19 protein-coding genes are annotated in these 19844 nt (G+C 73.1%); 2 read left to right on the top strand and 17 right to left on the bottom strand.

Annotated features, from left to right (window positions below; all coding sequences use genetic code 11):
- The 4 genes from HS99_RS32465 to HS99_RS32450 form a co-directional block, all read right to left on the bottom strand.
- On the bottom strand, positions 1-2182 hold a 2182-nt coding region (locus HS99_RS32465; protein ID WP_170066679.1), incomplete at its 3' end, for a chromosome segregation SMC family protein.
- 157 nt (positions 2183-2339) lie between these two features.
- Positions 2340-2543, bottom strand: a complete 204-nt coding sequence (locus HS99_RS32460; protein ID WP_030288008.1) for a hypothetical protein — start codon at positions 2541-2543, stop codon at positions 2340-2342.
- 411 nt (positions 2544-2954) lie between these two features.
- Positions 2955-3254, bottom strand: a complete 300-nt coding sequence (locus HS99_RS32455) for an acylphosphatase (protein WP_030288010.1) — start codon at positions 3252-3254, stop codon at positions 2955-2957.
- A gap of 185 nt (positions 3255-3439) precedes the next feature.
- The gene (locus HS99_RS32450; protein WP_030554873.1) at positions 3440-4792 is read right to left on the bottom strand and encodes a DUF4381 domain-containing protein; all 1353 of its coding nucleotides are present in this window, start codon (positions 4790-4792) and stop codon (positions 3440-3442) included.
- A gap of 315 nt (positions 4793-5107) precedes the next feature.
- Here HS99_RS32450 and HS99_RS32445 point away from each other — a divergent pair, with 315 nt between their 5' ends.
- Entirely contained in the window at positions 5108-6028 is a 921-nt protein-coding gene (locus HS99_RS32445; protein WP_030288013.1) for a DMT family transporter, read from the top strand.
- Between the two features lie 8 nt (positions 6029-6036).
- On the opposite strand, the gene mutM is transcribed toward HS99_RS32445, so the two are convergent.
- The 10 genes from mutM to HS99_RS32395 form a co-directional block, all read right to left on the bottom strand.
- Positions 6037-6915 carry a bifunctional DNA-formamidopyrimidine glycosylase/DNA-(apurinic or apyrimidinic site) lyase gene (gene mutM, locus HS99_RS32440; RefSeq protein WP_030288015.1) on the bottom strand — a complete coding sequence of 293 codons (879 nt, stop codon included), beginning with the start codon at positions 6913-6915 and terminating at the stop codon, positions 6037-6039.
- 55 nt (positions 6916-6970) lie between these two features.
- Positions 6971-7759: a ribonuclease III gene (gene rnc / locus HS99_RS32435; protein WP_033354224.1), complete on the bottom strand. Its 789-nt coding sequence runs from the start codon at positions 7757-7759 to the stop codon at positions 6971-6973.
- 20 nt (positions 7760-7779) lie between these two features.
- Positions 7780-7953, bottom strand: a complete 174-nt coding sequence (gene rpmF, locus HS99_RS32430) for a 50S ribosomal protein L32 (RefSeq protein ID WP_030056747.1) — start codon at positions 7951-7953, stop codon at positions 7780-7782.
- A gap of 2 nt (positions 7954-7955) precedes the next feature.
- A complete protein-coding gene (locus HS99_RS32425; protein WP_030288020.1) occupies positions 7956-8624 on the bottom strand; it encodes a YceD family protein in 669 nt (222 codons plus the stop codon).
- 173 nt (positions 8625-8797) lie between these two features.
- Complete coding sequence (locus HS99_RS32420; RefSeq protein ID WP_030554875.1) at positions 8798-10039, bottom strand: F0F1 ATP synthase subunit B; 1242 nt, start codon at positions 10037-10039, stop codon at positions 8798-8800.
- A 194-nt stretch (positions 10040-10233) separates the two neighbouring features.
- Positions 10234-10725 carry a pantetheine-phosphate adenylyltransferase gene (coaD, locus tag HS99_RS32415; RefSeq protein WP_030288023.1) on the bottom strand — a complete coding sequence of 164 codons (492 nt, stop codon included), beginning with the start codon at positions 10723-10725 and terminating at the stop codon, positions 10234-10236.
- A 49-nt stretch (positions 10726-10774) separates the two neighbouring features.
- The gene (gene rsmD / locus HS99_RS32410; protein ID WP_030288024.1) at positions 10775-11359 is read right to left on the bottom strand and encodes a 16S rRNA (guanine(966)-N(2))-methyltransferase RsmD; all 585 of its coding nucleotides are present in this window, start codon (positions 11357-11359) and stop codon (positions 10775-10777) included.
- 124 nt (positions 11360-11483) lie between these two features.
- Positions 11484-12017, bottom strand: a complete 534-nt coding sequence (locus tag HS99_RS32405; protein WP_030288025.1) for a hypothetical protein — start codon at positions 12015-12017, stop codon at positions 11484-11486.
- Positions 12018-12120: 103 nt separating this feature from the next.
- Positions 12121-14346, bottom strand: a complete 2226-nt coding sequence (gene recG, locus HS99_RS32400; RefSeq protein ID WP_030288026.1) for an ATP-dependent DNA helicase RecG — start codon at positions 14344-14346, stop codon at positions 12121-12123.
- Between the two features lie 60 nt (positions 14347-14406).
- Positions 14407-16038 carry a DAK2 domain-containing protein gene (locus HS99_RS32395; protein ID WP_030554877.1) on the bottom strand — a complete coding sequence of 544 codons (1632 nt, stop codon included), beginning with the start codon at positions 16036-16038 and terminating at the stop codon, positions 14407-14409.
- A 276-nt stretch (positions 16039-16314) separates the two neighbouring features.
- Between HS99_RS32395 and rpmB the strand changes: the two genes are divergently transcribed.
- Positions 16315-16500 (top strand): 50S ribosomal protein L28, encoded by a 186-nt coding sequence (gene rpmB / locus HS99_RS41835; RefSeq protein ID WP_014138233.1) that lies wholly within the window; start codon positions 16315-16317, stop codon positions 16498-16500.
- 144 nt (positions 16501-16644) lie between these two features.
- On the opposite strand, the gene thiD is transcribed toward rpmB, so the two are convergent.
- The 3 genes from thiD to HS99_RS32380 all read right to left on the bottom strand — a co-directional run bounded on the left by thiD (position 16645) and on the right by HS99_RS32380 (position 19709).
- Entirely contained in the window at positions 16645-17442 is a 798-nt protein-coding gene (gene thiD, locus HS99_RS32390) for a bifunctional hydroxymethylpyrimidine kinase/phosphomethylpyrimidine kinase (RefSeq protein ID WP_030288030.1), read from the bottom strand.
- A gap of 23 nt (positions 17443-17465) precedes the next feature.
- On the bottom strand, positions 17466-18491 hold the full coding sequence (locus HS99_RS32385; RefSeq protein WP_030288032.1) for an ATP-dependent 6-phosphofructokinase: 1026 nt from the start codon (positions 18489-18491) through the stop codon (positions 17466-17468).
- Between the two features lie 252 nt (positions 18492-18743).
- Complete coding sequence (locus HS99_RS32380) at positions 18744-19709, bottom strand: thiamine-phosphate kinase (RefSeq protein ID WP_030288034.1); 966 nt, start codon at positions 19707-19709, stop codon at positions 18744-18746.
- Positions 19710-19844 lie beyond the last annotated feature (135 nt).

Raw genomic sequence — 19844 nt, 5'->3', positions numbered from 1 at the left:
CGCGGGCCTGCCCGCCGAGCCGGCCGAGGGCGCCGGCGACCTGGGCCCGGTCCTTCTCCGCCTGCCGCCGCAGCTCGCCGAGTCGCTCGACCTCGGCCGCCGACTCCCGGCGCTGTTCGGTGAGTTCGGCCAGCCGTTCGGCCGACTCGGCGCAGCGGTGGGCGAGTTCGTCGATCGCCCGGGCCGTCTGGTCCACCGCCGCCCGGGTCTCCAGCAGGCTGGGCGCACCGGCGGAGCCGCCCTGGGCGAAGCCGGCACCGAGCCGGTCGCCATCGGCGGTGACGGCGGACAGTTCGGGGCGTTCGGTGACCAGCCGCAGCGCGTGGTCCAGGTCGGCCACCACCGCCACCCCGGCCAGCCGGTCGCGTACGGCGGCGAGCAACTCGGCCGGGCCGTCCACCAGTTCGGCGGCCCAGCGGGCCCAGTCGGGCAACTGGCGGTCGACGCGGGGGGCTTCCGGGGCGCCTGCGACCAACAGCGCGGCCCGCCCGGCGTCCTGGGCTCGCAGCAGCCGCAGTGCCGCCGCGGCTGCGTCCGGTGAGTCGACGGCCACCGCGTCGGCGACCGCCCCGAGCGCGGCGGCGAGCGGCACCTCGTAGCCGGTCTCGATCCGCAGCAGCGCGGCGGCCGGGCCGAGCAGCCCGGTCAGCCGTTCCCCGGCGTCCAGCAGCGCGCCGGTGCCGTCCTTGCGGCGCAGCCCGAGCGAGAGCGCCTCGTGCCGCGCGGTCAGTCCGGCCCGCTCGCGCTCGGCCGCCCCGGCCGCGTCCCGGGCGGCGGCCAGCTCCCGTTCGACCTCGGCCAGCCGGGCCCGGGCCTGCCGGTGCCCGGCCTCGGCCTGTTCGTCCTCCCCGGCCAGGCCGTCCACCTGCTGCTGGAGCTCGTCCAGTTCGCCCTGCGCGGCCTCGGCGCGCAGCAGCGCCTCGTCCCTGGCGTCGGTGAGCCGGCCGATCTCGGCCTCGGCCGAGCCGGCCCGGAGGCGGGCGGCGGCGGCCTGCCCCTGCAGCCGGGCCAGGCCCTCGCGGCGGTCCGCGATGGCCCGGGCGGCGTCCCGCAGCCGGCGTTCCTCGGCGGCCAGCCCGCGTTCCAGCTCGCTCTTGCGTTCGACCGCCTCGGCCAGCGCGTACTGGGCCTCCTCCAGCGCCTCGGCGAGCGCGGCCTCCTCCTCGCGGACCCGCTCGGCCTCCCGTTCCAGCTCCTCCGGGTCCCGGCCGCGCCGCTCCTCGGCCGCGCCCCCGGCGACGGCGTGCCGGGCCCGGGCCTCGGCGAGACCGATCGTGCCGCGGGTGCGTTCGGCGAGCGCGGAGAGCCGGTACCAGGTCTGCCGGGCGGTCTCCAGGCTCGGGCCGAGCTGCTGGACCTGCGCCTCCAGGACCCGTTCGTGCTGCACCGCGCGGGCCAGTTCCTGTTCGACGGTGGTCCGGCGCAGCCGCAGCGCGAGTTCGTCGGCGACCTCGGCCTCGACGGCCCGGCGGAGGGTGAGCAGGTCGTCGGCGAGCAGCCTCAGCCGGGCGTCGCGCAGGTCGGCCTGGATGCCGGCGGCGCGGCGGGCGATCCGGGCCTGCCGGCCGAGCGGTCCGAGCTGGCGGCGCAGTTCGGCCACCAGGTCCTGGACGCGGTTGAGGTTGGCCTGCATCGCGTCCAGCTTCCGCAGCGCCTTCTCCTTGCGCTTGCGGTGCTTGAGGACGCCGGCCGCCTCCTCGATGAAGGCGCGCCGGCCCATCGGGTCGGCGTGCAGGACGGAGTCGAGCTGGCCCTGTCCGACGATGACGTGCATCTCGCGGCCGATGCCGGAGTCGGAGAGCAGTTCCTGGATGTCCAGCAGTCGGCAGGTCTCGCCGTTGAGCGCGTACTCACTGCCGCCGTTGCGGAACATGGTCCGGGTGATCGTCACCTCGGCGTAGTCGATCGGCAGGGCGCCGTCGCCGTTGTCGATGGTGAGGCTGACCTCGGCCCGGCCGAGCGGGGCGCGCCCGCTGGTCCCGGCGAAGATGACGTCCTCCATCTTGCCGCCGCGCAGCGACTTGGCCCCCTGCTCGCCCATCACCCAGGACAGCGCGTCCACCACGTTGGACTTGCCGGAGCCGTTCGGCCCGACCACGCAGGTGATGCCGGGCTCGAAGCGCAGGGTGGTGCTGGAGGCGAAGGACTTGAATCCGCGCAGCGTCAGACTCTTCAGGTGCACGCGGCCGGTCTCCTCAATCGCTCAGGACGGGAACCGACTGTATCCGGAGTCCGACACGACGAAGGGACGCCACATCAGGGCGTCCCTTGCAAAGCTGCGTCCCTTTCGGGGCGGCTCAGTGCACAGCGGCGTCGATCTGCGAGACCGGGGGCGGGGCTCAGGTGAGAGCCGGCTCCCGGTGATCGAGATCGATGCTGTTGAGCAGCGAGTGCTCGCCAGCGACAGCGGTCAGAGCGTCGTTCTCAGCCTGCATCCGAAGGAGCTCGGCTTCAAGGTCCTGAACGCGCTGCTGAAGCCGTCGCATCTCGGAGAGCATTCGCGGGTCGGGGCCGCCGACGTACCCGAGAAGCGCCTTTGCCATGATGAATGGTCCTCCACGCTGAGTGACCGAACCGGAACGGTACAGGTCTAGGGGGAAGGGGGACGCACGCGCGGCGCGCACCGGAAGTGCTGGCTGGGCACTACGGCACAACCACCGTGAGCTGGGCTCACGAGGGCATGCGCCTACCGGGAAACGCGATCGTGTGCGCGGGCTTCAAGCGTCTCACCAAAGACGGTACGGGTCAACACGATCACCGCACGCTACCGCGCCCCTGTCACCTGCCCGGCGGTGTCGTCACGCCTGGGGGTCTCGGGCCCTGGTCCACCACGTGCTCGTGGATCATCGTTCGATGCGGAGTCAACCACGAGTCTGCCCGAATGGCAACCGTATGACACCGACGGTTGCCGATCATTTCCTCGGGACCGCGGCGCGGGGCCGGGAAACCGGGGCTCAGCGGATCTCGAAGCCCTCGTAACCAGCGCCGACGGCGGTCCAGATCTCGGTCACACCGCTCACCGCACCGGGCGTGTCGGGGCCGCGCAGCAGGGCCAGCAGCAGCTCGCAGTCGGCGGCCAGGCCCTCGGCCACCACCTGCACCCGGCCGTCGCCGAGGTTGCTCGCGTAGCCGGTCAGGCCGATCTCCAGCGCCCGCGCCCTGGTCCACCAGCGGAACCCGACCTGCTGGACCTTCCCCCGGACCCAGGCGGTCACCCGGACCGGTTCATCACTGTGGGCATCGCGACCGTGCATGCCCCCGACCCTAACCGGCCGCGGGACCGGTCACAGCCCCACCGGGCCCTCGACCGTCCGGCCCGGGGTGTGCACCAGGGTCACCGGATCGGCTCCTCGAACCCATCGCCCGGCCCCGCACCGGGGACGCGAACGGCCCCGCCGGAAGAACCGGCGGGGCCGAGGATCAGGCTCGGATCAGCGGATCACCAGTCGTCGCCACCGCCGCCGAAGTCGCCACCGCCACTCCAGTCGCTGCCGCCGAAGTCCGCGGCGTTGAAGTCGGCCCCGGTGTAGTCGCCGCCCTCGTACTGGTCCTGGTAGCCGCCGTGGCCGCCGTGGCCGCCCTCCATCATCGGCGCCGCCGCGTAGGCCGGGCTGCTCATCATCGAACCGAGCACGGTGCCGACCAGCAGGCCCGGGAGCAGACCGCCGCCACCGAAGCCGCTGTAGTAGCCGCCCGCGTACGGCGCGTAGGCCGGGCCGGCGTTCCAGTACGGCTGCGGGCCGTACTCGGTGTCGACGGTGCGCACCGCCGGGTCGAGGCCGGCCGCCACCCGGTCCGCGTCGGCCTGGCAGACCGGGACGGGACGGGCGGAACCGCCGGCCGGGGCCCAGTCGACGTCCTTGACGGACGGGCCGTGGCGCGGGTCCATGAAGCACGGGGGACGTCGCTCGGGCAGCGGGCGCTTCTCGCGCCGGGCCGCCAGGGTGGCCAGCTGGAAGCGGCCGTCCTCGATCGCCTCGGTGACCTGCTTGACGTCCTCGGGCTTCCTGGCCTCGGCCATCAGCCGCTTGGACTTCTCGTACGAGTCCAGGGCGTGGCTGTAGTCGGTGCGCTGGGCGTCGTCCGCGTCGGCCGCGCCCGGGTTGAAGTCGAGCCGCTCCAGCTCCACGCCGAACGCGGTGATGTCCTCGTCCACCACGCGGCGCAGCTGCTCCAGCTCGGCGCGGGCCTGCTCCTCCTTGCGCTTCTTGGCGCGGCGGAAGAGGAAGAAGACACCGGCACCGGCCAGCGCCACCAGCACGACCGGGATGATCACCCAGGCGATCGAGGTGCTGTGGTTGACCCCGGTGCCCTTGGTCTGCGGGGCGGCCTGGTCGACGAAGTCGTTCAGGGTGGCGTTGATGTCGCCCTTGTCGGCACGGGCGACGGCGCCCCCGATCCGGTCCGCGGCGCCGGCGGCCATCGCGCCGCGGTCGGAGCGGGCCATGAAGCCGCTGGTGCCCCGCCAGACGCCGTAGACGCCGTCGATGCCCACCAGGGTGCGCAGGTCCGTGAGGACGGTGTCCTTGTTGGCGGCGTCGGGGACGACCGCGATGAAGATCGGCTTGTCGGCCTTCTCGATCTTCTTGGTCAGCGCGTCCGCCTGGGCCTGACTGAACCGGTCCTGCATCGTCGGGGCGACGTAGACCTGGCCCTTCTTCAGCGTGGCCGCCGCGTCGCTCAGGCCGCCGGCGGCGGAGGCCGCAGGCGCCAGGAGGAGCAGCAGCCCGAGCAGCGCCGCCACCAGGGCAAGTGGCCCGGCGCCCCGGGAACGTCGTGCAAGGGTTCTCATAACCCCCGACGCTACCGTGACCGGCCACGGAGCACGGCATACCCTTCGCATACTGGTTATGACAAGATTCCCCGCCGTCCGCCGGGGCGGCTCCCCTTCTCGCGGATGAGATTTCCCCGAGTGGACCCTGAGACCGTCGGACCGCGGGAACCGCGGGTGGCGGCCGGACGTACGTCCCGGCGGGCCCGGGGCGGCCCGGGGCGCGGCGGGGCAGCCCGAGGGGGCGTCCCGACGCTACCGCGAGAACGGGCACACTGGTCCCGGACCGCTGGTCCCATGACCTTTTCTTGACCCAACACCCGATCGGAGCGCTCGGTGATCATCGGCCTCGTCACGGCCGTGGCGGCATCCGCCTGCTACGGCACCGGCTCGGTCCTGCAGGCCGTCGGATCCCGCCGCTCGGCCCGGGAGGAGGAGGCCAGGGGCGCCACCACCTCGACCACCGAGCACGGCGGGCCGAGCCTGTCCTCCACCGCCAAGGCCGCCGTCACCTGGGAGTTCATCCTCGGCACGGTGCTCGACCTGATCGGCTTCGGACTCGGCGCGCTGGCCGCGCGGCTGCTGCCGCTGTTCCTCTCCCAGACCATCATCAGCGCCAACCTGGTGATCACCGCGGTGCTGAGCATCAAGTTGCTGGGCATCCGGCTCAGGCAGCTGGAGTGGGCCTCGATCGGCGTGCTCTGCTCGGCCCTGGTGCTGCTGGCCGTCTCGGCCGGCCCCGAGGGCGGTCACCACGCCTCGACGGCCTTCCACTGGGGCCTGCTGATCATCACCACCGTGCTGCTGGCCGGCGGCAGCCTGCTGGTGCGCCGGATGGGCTCCAAGGGCGCGATCGTCGCCGGTCTGCTCTCCGGCCTCGGCTTCGGCGGCCTGGGCGTCGGCGTGCGGATCCTGAACGGCCTCGACCCGTTCCAGCTCGGCACGCTGCTCTCCGACCCCGCCCTGTACGCGGTCCTGGTCGGCGGCCTCGGCGGCATGTACATCCACACCGTGGCGCTGCAGATCGGCTCGGTCAACGGCGCCACCGCCGCGCTGGTGGTCGGCGAGACGGTGCTTCCCGGCGCGGTCGGCGTGCTCTGGCTCGGCGACTCCTCCAAGGCCGGCCTGGGCTGGCTCGGCGTGGCCGGCTTCCTGCTCGCGGTGGTCTCGGCGGTCGGCGTCGCCTACTTCGGCCAGAGCGAGCACGGCGCCCCGGGCGAGGCCTCCGCCGAACACCCGGAGCTCGCCCGCAAGTAGCGCGGCCCTCAGCCCCCGCTGCGCAGCCGCGGCACGCGCTGGCAGCGGGGGCAGAAGTAGCTGGAACGGTTCATCCAGGCAGCCCGCCGGATCGCGGTTCCGCAGCGGCGGCAGGGCTCGTGCTCCCGGCCGTAGGCGTCGAGGTCCCGGGAGAAGTAGCCGCTCTCGCCGTTCACGTTGACGTACAGGCTGTCGAAGCTGGTGCCGCCCACGGCCAGCGCCGCCGTCATCACGTCCCGGGCGTTGGCCAGCAGCAGCGCTGCCTGCGGGCGGGTGACGGTCGCGGTCGGGCGGTCGTAGTGCAGCCCGGAGCGCCACAGCGCCTCGTCGGCGTAGATGTTGCCGACGCCGCTGATCAGGGTCTGGTCGAGCAGCGCGCGCTTGACGGTGGTGCGCCTGGCGCGCAGCGCGGCCACGAAGGCGGCGTCGTCGAAGCGGGGGTCGAGCGGGTCGCGGGCGATGTGCGCGATGGAGACGGGCGTGCCCTCCGGGTCGCCCTCCTCGGCCTCCTCGACGGCCAGACCGCCGAAGGTCCGCTGGTCGACGAAGCGCAGCTCGCGCCCGCCGTCGGTGAAGCGCAGCCGGACCCGCAGATGGGTCTCGTCCGCCGCCGTCGGGTCCTGGACGAGGAGTTGGCCGCTCATCCCGAGGTGGCCGATCAGCGAGAAGCCCGTGCCGGTGCCGCTCAGCGGCACCCAGAGGTACTTGCCGCGGCGCTGCGCGGTGCCGAGGGTGGTGCCGGTCAGCCGCGCCGTGAAGTCGGCCGCGCCGGCCGGCTGGCGGCGCACCGCGCGCGGGTGCAGCACCTGGACGTCGCCGACGGTCCGCCCGGTGACCCAGTTCGCCAGACCGCGGCGGACGACTTCGACCTCGGGGAGTTCGGGCACGGGAAGGGGCCTCCTGCTTCGAAGGGGATCGGCAGGAGTGAAGGCTACTTCGCCGTCAGGCGCCTGCGGGCAGCCGGTCGGCGTACTTCTCCTTGATCGCACGCCAGGCGCTCTCGGCGGCCTTCTGCTCGGCTTCCTTCTTCGAGCGGCCGACGCCGCTGCCGAAGTCCTCGCCGGCCACCCGGGCAGCTGCGGTGAAGGTCTTCTCGTGGTCCGGACCGGACTCCATGACCACGTACTCGGGCACCCCGATGCCCACCGAGGCGGTGAGCTCCTGGAGGCTGGTCTTCCAGTCCAGGCCGGCGCCCAGCTGAGAGGACTCCTCGATCAGCGGGTCGAACAGCCGGTGGACGAACTCGGTGGCCGCCTCCAGACCGCGGTCCAGGTAGATGGCCCCGATCACGGCCTCGACGGTGTCGGCGAGGATCGACGACTTGTCGCGGCCGCCGGTGCCCTCCTCGCCCTTGCCGAGCCGGATGAACGCGCCGAGGTCCAGGCCCCGGCCGACGTCAGCGAGCGCGCGGGAGTTGACCACCGCGGCGCGCAGCTTGGCGAGCGTGCCCTCCGGGACGTCCGGGTGGACGCGGTAGAGGGTGTCGGTCACCACCAGGCCCAGCACCGAGTCGCCGAGGAACTCCAGGCGCTCGTTGGTGGGCAGACCCCCGTTCTCGTACGCGTACGAGCGGTGGGTCAGGGCACGTACCAGAAGGGCGCGCTCAAGTGTGTACCCGAGGCGCCCTTCCAGGACGTCGTATTCGGTCGAAGCCGGCCCGCCGGCCTTGCCGCTGCCCGAAGAACCCTTCGAGGCAGAGGACGCCTTGCGGGTGGAGTTACCGTCCGACATCGATCCGTGCACCCCGCCGATCAGACCGAGAGGACCTGGCGACGGTTGTACGTGCCGCAGCTCGGGCACGCGATGTGGCCCAGCTTCGGCTCGTGGCAGCGGTCGCACGCCACGAGGGCCGGAACGACGGCCTTCCAGTTGGACCGGCGGTGGCGCGTGTTGCTGCGCGACATCTTCCGCTTCGGAACAGCCACGGCTACTTCTCCTGGTTCTCGGCGAGACCCTCACGGGTGTCGCTGTTCTTGATTCCCCGCCGCAGATCAGCGGCTTCGCCACGGGCCTCGTCGCCGGAATCGGCGGAGAGTCCCTGCAGAGCCGCCCACCGGGGGTCGACGGCGTTGTGGTGGTGCGCCGGGTCGTCACTCAGGCGCGCTCCGCACTCGGAGCACAGACCCAGGCAGTCTTCCTGGCACACCGGCTGCAGCGGCAGTGCGAGCACCACCGCGTCACGCAGCACCGGCTGGAGGTCGAAGAAGTCGCCCTCCAGACGGTAAGTCTCTTCTTCCGAGTCCTCGTCGAGGTCCTCGGTCCCGGAGGTCCGGGCGCGGTGACGCTCGTCGGACTCCGGGTAGTAGTACAGCTCCTGGAAGTCCACGTCGATGTCGAACTCGACGGGCTCCAGGCACCGGACGCACTCGCCCTCGACGTGGGCGTCGGCGGTGCCGGTGACCAGCACGCCCTCGACCACGGACTCCAGGCGGAGCTCCAGCTCGATCGGGCTCTTCTCCGGGACGCCGATCACGTCGATGATCCCGAAGCCCTCGGGGGCCTCCAGGGTCCGGCTCACCTTGCGCATCGCGCCCGGACGACGGCCCAGCTCGTGCGTGTCGAACACGAGGGGGTCGCGGTGGTCGAGGCGGTTCAAGGTGTCCTGACTTCCATAGGAATCAACGCTGTGGCCCCCGTCACCGGTCGACCTTGCGCGGGCAAGCCGACAGCCGGACATGGGGATGCCGGAGTGGTCAGACTACCGGAGTCTCCCGCCAGGCCCAACTTCGGTCCCGTCAGGAGACTCCCGCCCGGTCGTCCCGGGGCTGTTCAGCGGCCGCCGAGCTCCCGCAGCCGGGTCATGTCGATCATGCTGGTGTCGAAGAAGCTGGTCTCGTCCAGACCTTGCTGCTGGTGCGGCACGGCCGGGGGCAGGGCGGGCTGCTGCGGGTAGTGGTAACCGTCGTACGGCTGGGCCGCGTAGCCGTCCTGCTGCTGCTGATAGCCGTAGGCGCCCTGCTGCTGGCCCTGGTGCTGCTGGTGCTGCTGGCCCTCGTAGTGGGGCTGCTGCTGGGGGTAGCCGCCCTGCTGGTGGCCCCACTGGGTGTTGTACGGGTCACTCTGGACGGCCGGGTCGAAGCCGCCGCCGTACACCTCGGCGTACTGTCCGGCCTGGTGCTGCCCGGTCTGGTGCTGCCCGGCGTCGTGGGGCCGGCCGTCCTGGTGCTGGGCGGCCGGCGCGTACTGGTCGGCCCCGGGGGCCTGCCAGCCTGCCGCGGCCGGGGCCTGTTCGGGCCAGGTCTGCTGCTGCGGGACGTCCTCGCGGTACCAGGCGAGGTCGGCGCCGTCGGCGTCGGCCTCCGCGGCGAAGCCGGCGGCCACCGCCTCGGCGCGCTCCTTGGCCTGCTGGGCCTCGTCGGCGGCGGCCAGGTAGGCACCCAGGTCGTCGATGGGCTTCTTGCCGAGCAGCTTGTCGCGGCCCTTGCCGACCGCCTCCAGGGTGGCGCTGAGCACGTTCTCCAGGGTGGCGAGCTTCACGTCGACGTACTCGTCGACCTCGGGGCTCGGGGTGCTCCGCTGCGGCTGGAACTCCTCGCCGTCGGTCTCGCCCTCGGCCTCGAAGGCGCCGGAGTCGCCGCGCAGCTTGGTCCGGCCGCGGCCGACCGCGCCGAGCGTCTTGGTCAGCACGACCTCGAAGTTGGCGAGCTTGCTGTCCACGTAGTCGTCGGCCTCGGCGCGCTGGGCGTCGATCTCGGCGCGGGCCTCGGCCAGGATCCGGTCGGCCTCGGCCTGGGCCCGGCGGACCACCTCGGTGTCGGAGATCAGCGAACCGCGCTCGGCGTGCGCGCCCTGGATGATCCGGTCCGCCTCGGCCTGGGCGCCGGCCACCACCTGCTCGTGGTCGGCCATCACCGACTGGGCCTGGGCGAGTTCGGCGGGCAGGGCCGCCTTGAGGTCGTTGAGCAGGCCGATCAGTTCGGCCCGGTTCACCACGCAGGAGGCCGACATCGGCATCGAGCGGGCGTTCTCGACCGCCGCCACGATCTCGTCGACCTTGTTCTGCACGTCCACGGGGCTTCGTCTTTCCGTGTGCCGCCGACGGTCCGGCGGAGGCAGGCCCGGCGCGGTGGACCTCACCGCAGGGCAGGAATACAGACTGTACGGCCACCCCGGGGCGCGGTCACAACGCCCGAGCCGATCCGGCCTCCGGACATCGGACAAGCCATGACGAACCGGCAGAAAAGGACGAACTCCGCCGCCTGGCCCTACTGCTCGGCCCTGCGCTCCGCGATCCGCTCGACCAGCCGGCGGTGCACCGTCTCGGGCAGCAGGTGCGAGACGTCGCCGCCGTACGAGGCGACCTCCTTGACCAGCGTCGAGGAGAGGAAGCTGTACGTCGGAGAGGTCGGCAGGAACAGCGTCTCCACACCGGTCAGACCGTGGTTCATCTGGGCCATCTGCAGCTCGTAGTCGAAGTCGCTGACCGCGCGCAGGCCCTTGATGATCGCGGGGATGCCGCGCTCCCGGCAGAAGTCCACCAGCAGGCCGTGGTGCGACTCGACCACCACGTTCCCGAACTGGGCGGTGACCTCCTCGATCAGGCCGATCCGCTCCTCGACGGTGAACATGCCCTGCTTGTTCCGGTTGATGAGGACCGCGACATGCACCACGTCGTAGAGCTTCGAGGCCCGCTCGATGATTTCGAGGTGGCCGTTGTGGATCGGGTCGAACGAACCGGGGCAGACGGCTCGGCGCATGGCGTGTGTGCTCCCTCGTGGGGTGACGGCTGCTGCGGGCCGCGGCCCGCTACTCGTGATCGCTGGCCTCGGCGGCGGCGCGACCGTACCAGAGCGTGCCCTCGCCGTAGCGGCGCGAGCGCAGCACCTCGAAGCCCTCGGGCCAGCCGAACTCGCCGCCACGGGTGCTGCGCTCCACGGTGACGAGTGCGTCCTCCGCGAGCCAGCCCCCGGCCGACAGTGTGATCAGCATCTCGCGCAACTCCTCGTCCGTCACGGCGTACGGCGGGTCGAGGAAGACCAGGTCGTAGGGGGTCTGCGGGGGCGGCCCGGCGATCACCTTCTCCGCCTTGGCGGCCCGCACCTCTGCGCCCGGCAGGCCGATCGTCCGGACGTTCTCCCGGATCACCCGGGCCGCCTGGCCGTCCGCCTCGACCAGCAGGACGTGCTCGGCGCCGCGCGACAGCGCCTCCAGCCCGACCGCGCCGGACCCGCCGAACAGGTCCAGCATCCGGGCCCCGTGCAGGGTGCCGCGGAACGCCTCCAGCGTGGAGAACATCGCCTCCCGGGCCTTGTCGGAGGTCGGACGGGTGCCCCGGCCGGGCGGTACGGCCAGCCGGCGGCCGCCGGCCGACCCGGCGATCACGCGGGTCATGGTGGTGGAAGGTCCTTTCGTCGCTGCCCGACCACGCTATCCCGCTCACCGCACCGCGCTCACGCCGAACCCCCGTGGCCCGGCGCAGACGCCCCCGCCGGGCCACGGTCACGCGCTCGGGTGGTCAGCTCGCCTCGGAGCCCGCCTGCTGACCCGGGACCGCCGCGCCGAGCAGGGCCGGCGAGGCGTAGCGGGACCAGGACAGGCAGCCGTCGGGCGGGCAGAACTCGGGGCGGCGCGGGTCGTGCCCGAGCTCGCGCAGCTTGGTCCGGACGGAGTCGGGGGTGCGGCCGAAGCGGGCGGCGATCCGGGCGACGGTCTCGCCGTCGTGGAAGCGCCGGACCAGCTCCTCCTCGTGCTGCGGCACCCAGGGGGCGCCGTGGCCGGGGTACAGCTCGCGCAGCACGTCGCGGTCGGGGATGGGCTCGGAGACGTCGGCGACGATCGCCAGCGCCCGCAGCGCGCGGTTGAGCGCGATCCGCAGCGAGGCGACGTCCTCGACCGGAAGGCGGAGCTTGCCCGAGGCGAGCGGCGCGGCGGCCGCCCCCTCGCGCCAGCCGGTCAGGGTGAGGGTGACCTCGCGGTCGTCGTCGCTGGCGAGTTCGATCCGGAAGACCTTGTCGCCCAGCGGGAGCTCGTTGAGATGACGGAATGCCATGGCAGGACCCCCAAGTGTCGTGCCAGGTACGCACCTTGAGGGTGCGCCCTGAACAACTTCATTCTCTCGCGGGGGTCTGACAGTCCGGGCCCGCGAGGCCCGCTCAGCCCTTCTCCATGTAGGCCGCGCGGTCCTCGTCGAGCAGGCTCTCCAGCGCGGTGCGCAGCTCCGGGTGGGCGGCCAGGTCCGGGTCCTCGGCGACCAGCCGGGTGGCCTCGGTCCGGGCGGTGAGGATGACCTCCTCGTCCTCCAGCACCGAGAGCACCTTGAGCGAGGACTTCACCCCGGACTGCGCCTGGCCCAGCACGTCGCCCTCGCGGCGCTGTTCGAGGTCGATCCGGGAGAGCTCGAAGCCGTCCAGGGTGCCGGCCACCGCGTCCAGCCGGGCTCGGGCGGCGCTGCCGCCGGGCATCTCGCTGACCAGCAGGCACAGGCCCGCCGCGCTGCCCCGGCCGACCCGGCCGCGCAGCTGGTGGAGCTGGGAGACGCCGAAGCGGTCGGCGTCCATGATGACCATCACGGTGGAGTTGGGGACGTTCACGCCGACCTCGATGACGGTGGTGGCGACCAGGACGTCCACCTCCCCCGCGGCGAACCGGCGCATCACCTCGTCCTTGGCCTCCGGAGCGAGCCGGCCGTGCAGGATCTCCACCCGCAGGCCGCTCAGCGGTCCCCGCACCAGCATCTCGGCGGTCTCCACCACGGAGAGCGGGGGCCGCCGTTCGTCGCTCCCGGCGCCGGCGTCCGCGATCTCCTCGAAGTCCTCCTCGGCCGCCCTGCGCTTCTTCTTCGCGCCCTTGGGGTCGGCCGCCGGCTCCTCGTCCCCGATCCGGGGGCAGACCACGTACGCCTGGTGGCCCTTGCCGACCTCCTCGCGGACCCGCTCCCAGGCCCGGGTGAGGAAGTTGGGCTTCTCCAGCGCCGGCACGACGTGGGTGGAGATCGGCGAGCGGCCGGCCGGGAGCTGGTCCAGGACGGAGGTCTCCAGGTCCCCGAAGACGGTCATCGCGACGGTGCGCGGGATCGGGGTGGCGGTCATCACCAGCAGGTGCGGCGGCTGCTCGCCCTTGGCGCGCAGCGCGTCCCGCTGCTCGACGCCGAAGCGGTGCTGCTCGTCCACCACGACCAGGCCGAGGTCCTGGAACTGGACCTTGTCCTCGATCAGCGCGTGGGTGCCGATGGCGATCCCGGCGTCCCCGCAGGCCATGTCCAGCAGCGCCTGGCGGCGGGCCGGGGCGCCCATCGAGCCGGTCAGCAGCACCACCCGGGTGCCGAGGTCGGAGCCGCCGAGCATGCCGCCCTCGGCGAGGTCGCCCATCATCTCGACGATCGAGCGGTGGTGCTGCTGGGCGAGCACCTCGGTCGGCGCGAGCAGTACGGCCTGGCCCCCGGCGTCCACCACCGCGAGCATGGCGCGCAGCGCGACCAGGGTCTTGCCCGAACCGACCTCGCCCTGGAGCAGCCGGTGCATCGGGTGCTCGGTCGCCAGGTCGGCGGCGATCTCGGCGGAGACCTTCTGCTGGCCCTCGGTGAGGGTGAACGGCAGCCGGGCGTCGAAGGCGTCCAGCAGTCCGCCCTCACGGGCCTTGCGCGGCTTCGCGGGCAGTGCGGAGTCCGCGGCCCGGCGCTGGGCGAGGGCGACCTGCAGGACGAAGGCCTCGTCCCAGCGCAGCCGGCTCTGGGCGCGTTCGCGGTCGGCCTGGCTGCGCGGGCGGTGGATCAGCTCCAGCGCCTCGGGCAGCGGGATCAGGTCGTGCCGCTCGCGGAGTTCGGCGGGCAGCGGCTCGCCGACGTCGCCGAGGTGTTTGGTGAGGGCGGTCTCGACGCAGATCGACAGCTTCCAGCTGGGCATCTGCGCGCTGGCGCCGTACACCGGGATGAGCCGGCCGGCGAACTGCTCCGCCGCGTCCGACCCGGTGTCCTCGTCGAGCAGCTGGTAGTCGGGCGAGACCAGCTGGCGGGTGCGGTTGAAGACGCCGACCTTGCCCGCGAACAGCCCCTGGGCGCCGGCCCTGAGCTCCTTCTGCCGCCAGCCCTGGTTGAAGAAGACCAGCGAGAGCCGGCTGCGGCCGTCGGTGACGACGACCTCCAGCCGGTCGCCCTTGCGGCCGCGGAACGGGATCAGGGTGACCTTCTCGATCCGGGCCAGCACGGTGACGTGCTCGTCGATCTCCAGCTCGTCCAGGCTGGTGAGCTGGCCGCGTTCGACGTAGCGGCGCGGGTAGTGGTGCAGCAGGTCCCCGACCGTGCGCAGCTTGAGGCTGTCGGCGAGCACCTTCGCGGTGCGGTCGCCGACGAGTTTGGTCAGTGGTTCATCGAGAGCGCCCATCAGGCCCTTGTTTACACCAAGGCACCGACGAATATTCGCCCGCTCGCCGCCCGGGCCGGTTCACTCGACGCCGATGAGCAGCGGTGTGGACTCCTGCCCCCCGTGGAACACCACCGAGTCCACCTCCGGCCGCTGCTGGCGGACGTGCGCCACCAGCCGGTCGGCGAGCGCCCGGTCGGCGCCCTCGCCGAGGATCAGGGTGACGAGTTCGCCGCCCGCGCCGAGCATCCGGTCCAGCACGCTCTCGCCGACCTCGGCCAGCCCGGTGCCGATCACCGCGACGTCGCCGTCGATCAGGCCGAGCACGTCACCGGCCTGGCAGACCCCGGCCATGGTCCAGGACTCCCCCTCGGCGACGGCCAGTTCGGCGTACCGGGTGGCCCCGGCGGCGGAGGTCATGGCGACCACGTCCTCGTCGAAGCGCCGCCCGCCCTCGTGCACCGCGAGCGCGGCGAGGCCCTGCACCGGCGAGCGGGTGGGCAGTACGGCGATCCGCACCCCCTCCTCGCGCAGCTGGTCGGCGGCGGCCCCGGCGGCGGCGCGCAGTTCGGGGTCGTTGAGCAGCAGCACCACCTCGCGGGCGGCCGAGCCGCGTACCGCGTCGGCGAGTTCGGCGCTGGCCGGCCGGCGGTCCGGGTCGGCGTGCAGGACGACGGCGCCGGCCTGCTCGCACAACTCGGCCAGCCCCTCGCCGGAGACCACGGAGAGCACCGCGCGGGCCCGTTCCTCGCGTTCGCCGCGCTCGGCGGCGGTGCCGGCCCGGGCGGCGGCCTCCGCGAAGTGGGTGATCCGGATCTGGTGCGGGCGTCCGGCCTCGACCCCGGCCTCCACGGCGGCGCCCGCGTCGTCCACGTGGACGTGCACGTTCCACAGGCCGTCGCCGCCGCCGATCACCAGCGAGTCGCCGAGCCGGCCGAGCCGCTCGCGCAGCCCGGGCAGTGCCCGGTCGGGTGCGTCCAGCAGGTAGATGACCTCGAAGGCGGGGTGGCCGGGGCCGGGCGGCCGCAGGTGCACCTCGCAGCTCTCCACCACCCGGACGTCGCCGCGCAGCGCGACCGGTCCCATCGGCTGCTGCCCGGCGACGGCGTCGGCGAGCGCGCCGAGGACGGCCACCAGGCCGCGCCCACCGGCGTCCACCACCCCGTTCTCGGCCAGCACGGCGAGCTGCTCGGGAGTCTGCCGCAGCGCGTCCCGGGCCGCCCGGTGGGCGGTGTCGGCGACCTGCGCGAGCCCGTCCCCGGCCCGTACCGCCTCGCGGGCGGCGACCCGGGCGACGGTGAGCAGGGTGCCCTCGACGGGCTCCGCGACGGCCTGGTACGCGGAGTCGGCGGCCCGCTGCAGGGCGGACCGCAGCTGGTCGGCGCCACCGCCCTCGGCGAGCTTCTCCGCGGTGCCGCGCAGCCACTGGGCGAGGATCACGCCGGAGTTGCCGCGGGCGCCGATCAGTGCGCCGCGGGCCATCGCCCGGACGGTCTCGGCCAGTCCGGGAGCCGGGTCGGCGGCGGGGTCGGCGAAGCGGCTCTCCACCTCGGCGGCGGCGGACTCGACGGTCAGGTAGAGGTTGGTGCCGGTGTCGCCGTCCGGGACCGGATAGACGTTGAGCGCGTCGATCTCCTCGCGGGCCTGGCCGAGCGCGCGCAGGGCGAGCTGGCACCAGGTGCGCACGGCCGGGGCGTCGAGCGTGTGCAGCACCAGGTCTCCTCCGGATGGGACGCCGATATGGCCTGAGAGTGAACGGCGGTACCCGCAGGTTATCGGGGCCCGGGGAGGGGTGCCCGGACCGGCGACCGGAGCGATCACTCGGCCGGTCATGGTAGTTTCGTGGGACGGAAGCAAGCGTTGTATGCTCTTCCGGTTGCCTGGAACCGTCCAGGCTCACCCCCCTGGTCCGGTCTGGTTCACGCGAGTGCTCCGGTGGGTGGGCGGGGTTTTCGAAAGTAACTGATCTGAAGTCTTGGAGTGACTCCTGTGGCTGCCAACTGCGACGTCTGCGGCAAGGGGCCGGGCTTCGGCAACAGCATCTCCCACTCTCACCGCCGTACCCCCCGTCGTTGGAACCCCAACATCCAGACGGTGCGCGCTGTGATTGGGCGGACGCCGAAGCGGCTCAACGTCTGCACCTCGTGCATCAAGGCCGGTAAGGTCTCGCGCTGACGCGCAGACCGGCATGCCGGTCCTCCAGTGAGTCGGTTCATCCCCGGGTGAGCCGACTTCGCTGTTTCCGGGACCGGTCACGCTTTCCGGACGCACCAGCGATGGGCGGACCCCCTCGGGGGCCCGCCCATCGCTGCGTTCGACCTAGCGCCAGCGCCAGGCGTGGTCGACCGGGCCGATCCCGGCGCCCAGGGCGAAGCCCCCGGCGATCGCGCCGGTGATGTACTCCTTGGCCGAGCCCACCGCCTCGGGCAGCGACTCGCCCTTGGCCAGGCCGGCCGCGATCGAGCTGGCCAGGGTGCAGCCGGTGCCGTGGGTGTGCCGGTTGTCGTAGCGCGGCGCGCGGTACCAGTGCACCTCGTCGGGCCCGCCGTACAGCAGGTCGGCGGCCTCGCCCTCCAGGTGGCCGCCCTTGACCAGCACCCAGCGCGGCCCGAGGTCCAGCAGCGCCCCGGCGGCGGCCAGCATCTGCGACTCGTCCTCGACGGTCCGGCCGGTGAGCTGCGTCACCTCGTGCAGGTTGGGGGTGACCACGGTGGCGACCGGCAGCAGCTTCTCCCGGACGGTGGCCACCGCCTCGGCGGCCAGCAGCGCGTCCCCATGCTTGGAGACGCCGACCGGGTCGACCACCACCGGGGCGTCCACCCCGGAGAGCAGGTCGGCGACGGTCTCGACCAGTTCGATGGAGGCGAGCATGCCGGTCTTCACGGCCTGCACCCCGATGTCGTCCACCACACTGCGGAACTGCGCCCGGACGGCCTCGGCGGGCAGTTCCCAGTAGCCCTGGACGCCGAGCGAGTTCTGCGCGGTGACGGCGGTGATCACGCTCATGCCGTGGACGCCGAGGGCGAGCATCGCCTTGAGGTCGGCCTGGATGCCGGCGCCGCCGCCGGAGTCGGAGCCGGCGACGGTGAGCACGCGGGGAGGTGCGGTGGAGGACATGCGCCCAACCTACCTCCGGCGGTTCAGAGCACGGCCTCGGACTCCGCCCAGCGGTTCTCCGGCACGGTCTTCAGCCGGGTCACCGCGTGGCCGATCGGCAGCAGCTCGATGGCGGTCCGGCGCAGTGCGGTGAAGTGCCCGAACTCGCCCCGGTGGACGGCCTCCACCGCGTGCCAGCCGAAGCGGGTGGCGAGCACCCGGTCCCGGGCGGTCGGGGTGCCGCCGCGCTGGGTGTGGCCGAGGATGACCGGGCGGGCCTCCTTGCCGAGCAGGTTCTCCAGCTCGTGGGCTAGCCGGTTGCCGATCCCGCCGAAGGTGCGGTGGCCGTACTGGTCGACCTCGCCGTGGTCGAAGCGCATGGTGCCGGGCATCGGGCCGGCGCCCTCGGCGACGGCGATGATGGCGAACTTCTTGCCGCGGTCGAAGCGGTCCTCGACCATCCGGGCCACCGCCTCGATGTCGAAGGGCTTCTCCGGGATCAGGATGCCGTGGGCGCCGCCGGCCATGCCCGCGGTGAGGGTGATCCAGCCGGTGTGTCGGCCCATCAACTCCACCACCATGACGCGCTGGTGGGACTCGGCGGTGGTCTTCAGCCGGTCGATCGCCTCGGTCGCCACGTGCACCGCGGTGTCGAAGCCGAAGGTGACGTCGGTGGCGTCGATGTCGTTGTCGATGGTCTTGGGCACCGCGACGACCGGCAGCCCGGCGTCGCTGAACAGCTTGGCGGCGGTCAGCGTGCCCTCGCCGCCGATCGCGATCAGCGCGTCGATGCGGATGTCCCGGGCCAGCGTCCTGGCGTTCTCCACCGCCCAGGCGATCCGGTCGCGCCGGACCCGGGCCGAGCCCAGGATGGTGCCGCCGAGGGTGAGCAGACCGGTGACGTCGTCGTGCGAGACCGGGCGGGTGCGGCCCTCGATCAGGCCGAGGAAGCCGTCCTGGATGCCCACGATCTCGTCGCCGTGGACGTCCGTGCCCCGGTGCACGACCGAGCGGATCACCGCGTTGAGGCCTGGGCAGTCGCCGCCGCTGGTCAGTACACCGATGCGCATGTGTGGTGTGCTCCCGCTCGCAGTGGATCGGCCCGCCCGCGCCGGACGGCGGGCGGGCCGGGATGCCGCAAGCCTACGCAAAACGCCTCCTCGAAGCCCGCCGCCGCAACGCCCTGAGCGTCACGCGCCGTTCCGGCGTCCACGCCCCGTCAGCCGTACTCCGTAGGTCAATCGGCGAAGTCCGTCACCCCGCCGAGTACGTCACCCGGCGAAGTACGTCACCCGGCGGAGTGCGCCGCTCGGCGACGTGCGTCACTCCGCGAAGTGGTCCCAGCCGCCGACCCGGTCCCAGGGTGCGCCGTCCACCGTCACCCGGCCGCTGCGCGAGCCCCGGGGGCGACCGGTCACCTCGCCCACCACCCGCCAGCGGGAGGGGAGTTGGACCCCGCGCGGGAAGGTCGCCACGATCGCGTGGTCCTCGCCGCCGGACAGCACCCAGACCAACGGGTCCACCCCGACCGCCTGTCCGATGTCGGCCATCTGCGCCGGGACGTCGAAGTCGGCGGCCTTGAGGTCGATGTCCACCTCGCTGGCCCGGGCCACGTGGCCGAGGTCGGCGACCAGCCCGTCGCTCACGTCGATCATCGAGGTCGCGCCCAAGTCGGCCGCGGCCGGGCCCGCGTGGTACGGCGGCTCGGGCCGGCGGTGCGCCTCGACGAAGGCGCGCGGGGAACGGAAGCCGCGCTGCAGCACGGTCAGTCCGGCCGCCGACCAGCCCAGCCAGCCGCTCACCGCGACCACGTCGCCGACCTGCGCGCCGGAGCGCGTCACCGCCGCGCGCCCCTGGAGGTCGCCGAGCGCCGTGATCGCCAGCGTGACGGTGTCACCGCGCACCACGTCGCCGCCGACCACCGTCGCCCCGGCGACCTGGCACTCGTCGCGCAGCCCGTCCATCAGCTCGGTGGCCCAGGTGGTCGGCAGGTCGGCGGGGGCGACCAGTCCGAGCAGTATCGCGGTCGGCACCGCACCCATAGCGGCCACGTCGGCGAGGTTCTGGGCGGCGGCCTTGCGGCCCACGTCGTAGGCGGTGGACCAGTCCCGGCGGAAGTGCCGGTTCTCGATCAGGACGTCCGTGGTGGCCACCACCCGGCCGTCCGGGGCCTTCACCACCGCGGCGTCGTCCCCGGGGCCGAGGTCGACCGCGTCGGTGAGCGGTACCCGGGCGGTCAGCTCCCTGATGAGGCCGAACTCGCCGAGCTCGCCCACGGTCCCCTGCATCTGCCGTCCTCTCGCGTTTCCAACTTCCAGCCCCCGTCGCGCTCCCCCGCGCGCAGCGTACGCCCTTCGGGGGTGCGGGGGTCTCCCCTCCCCGGCCCGCTGCGCGGTAGCGTGGTGATCAGCCTGCCGGTGAGC

It is taken from the genome of Kitasatospora aureofaciens (genome assembly GCF_001188955.3).
GTDB lineage: Bacteria > Actinomycetota > Actinomycetes > Streptomycetales > Streptomycetaceae > Kitasatospora > Kitasatospora aureofaciens.
This window is presented reverse-complemented; position numbering and strand designations above follow the sequence as displayed.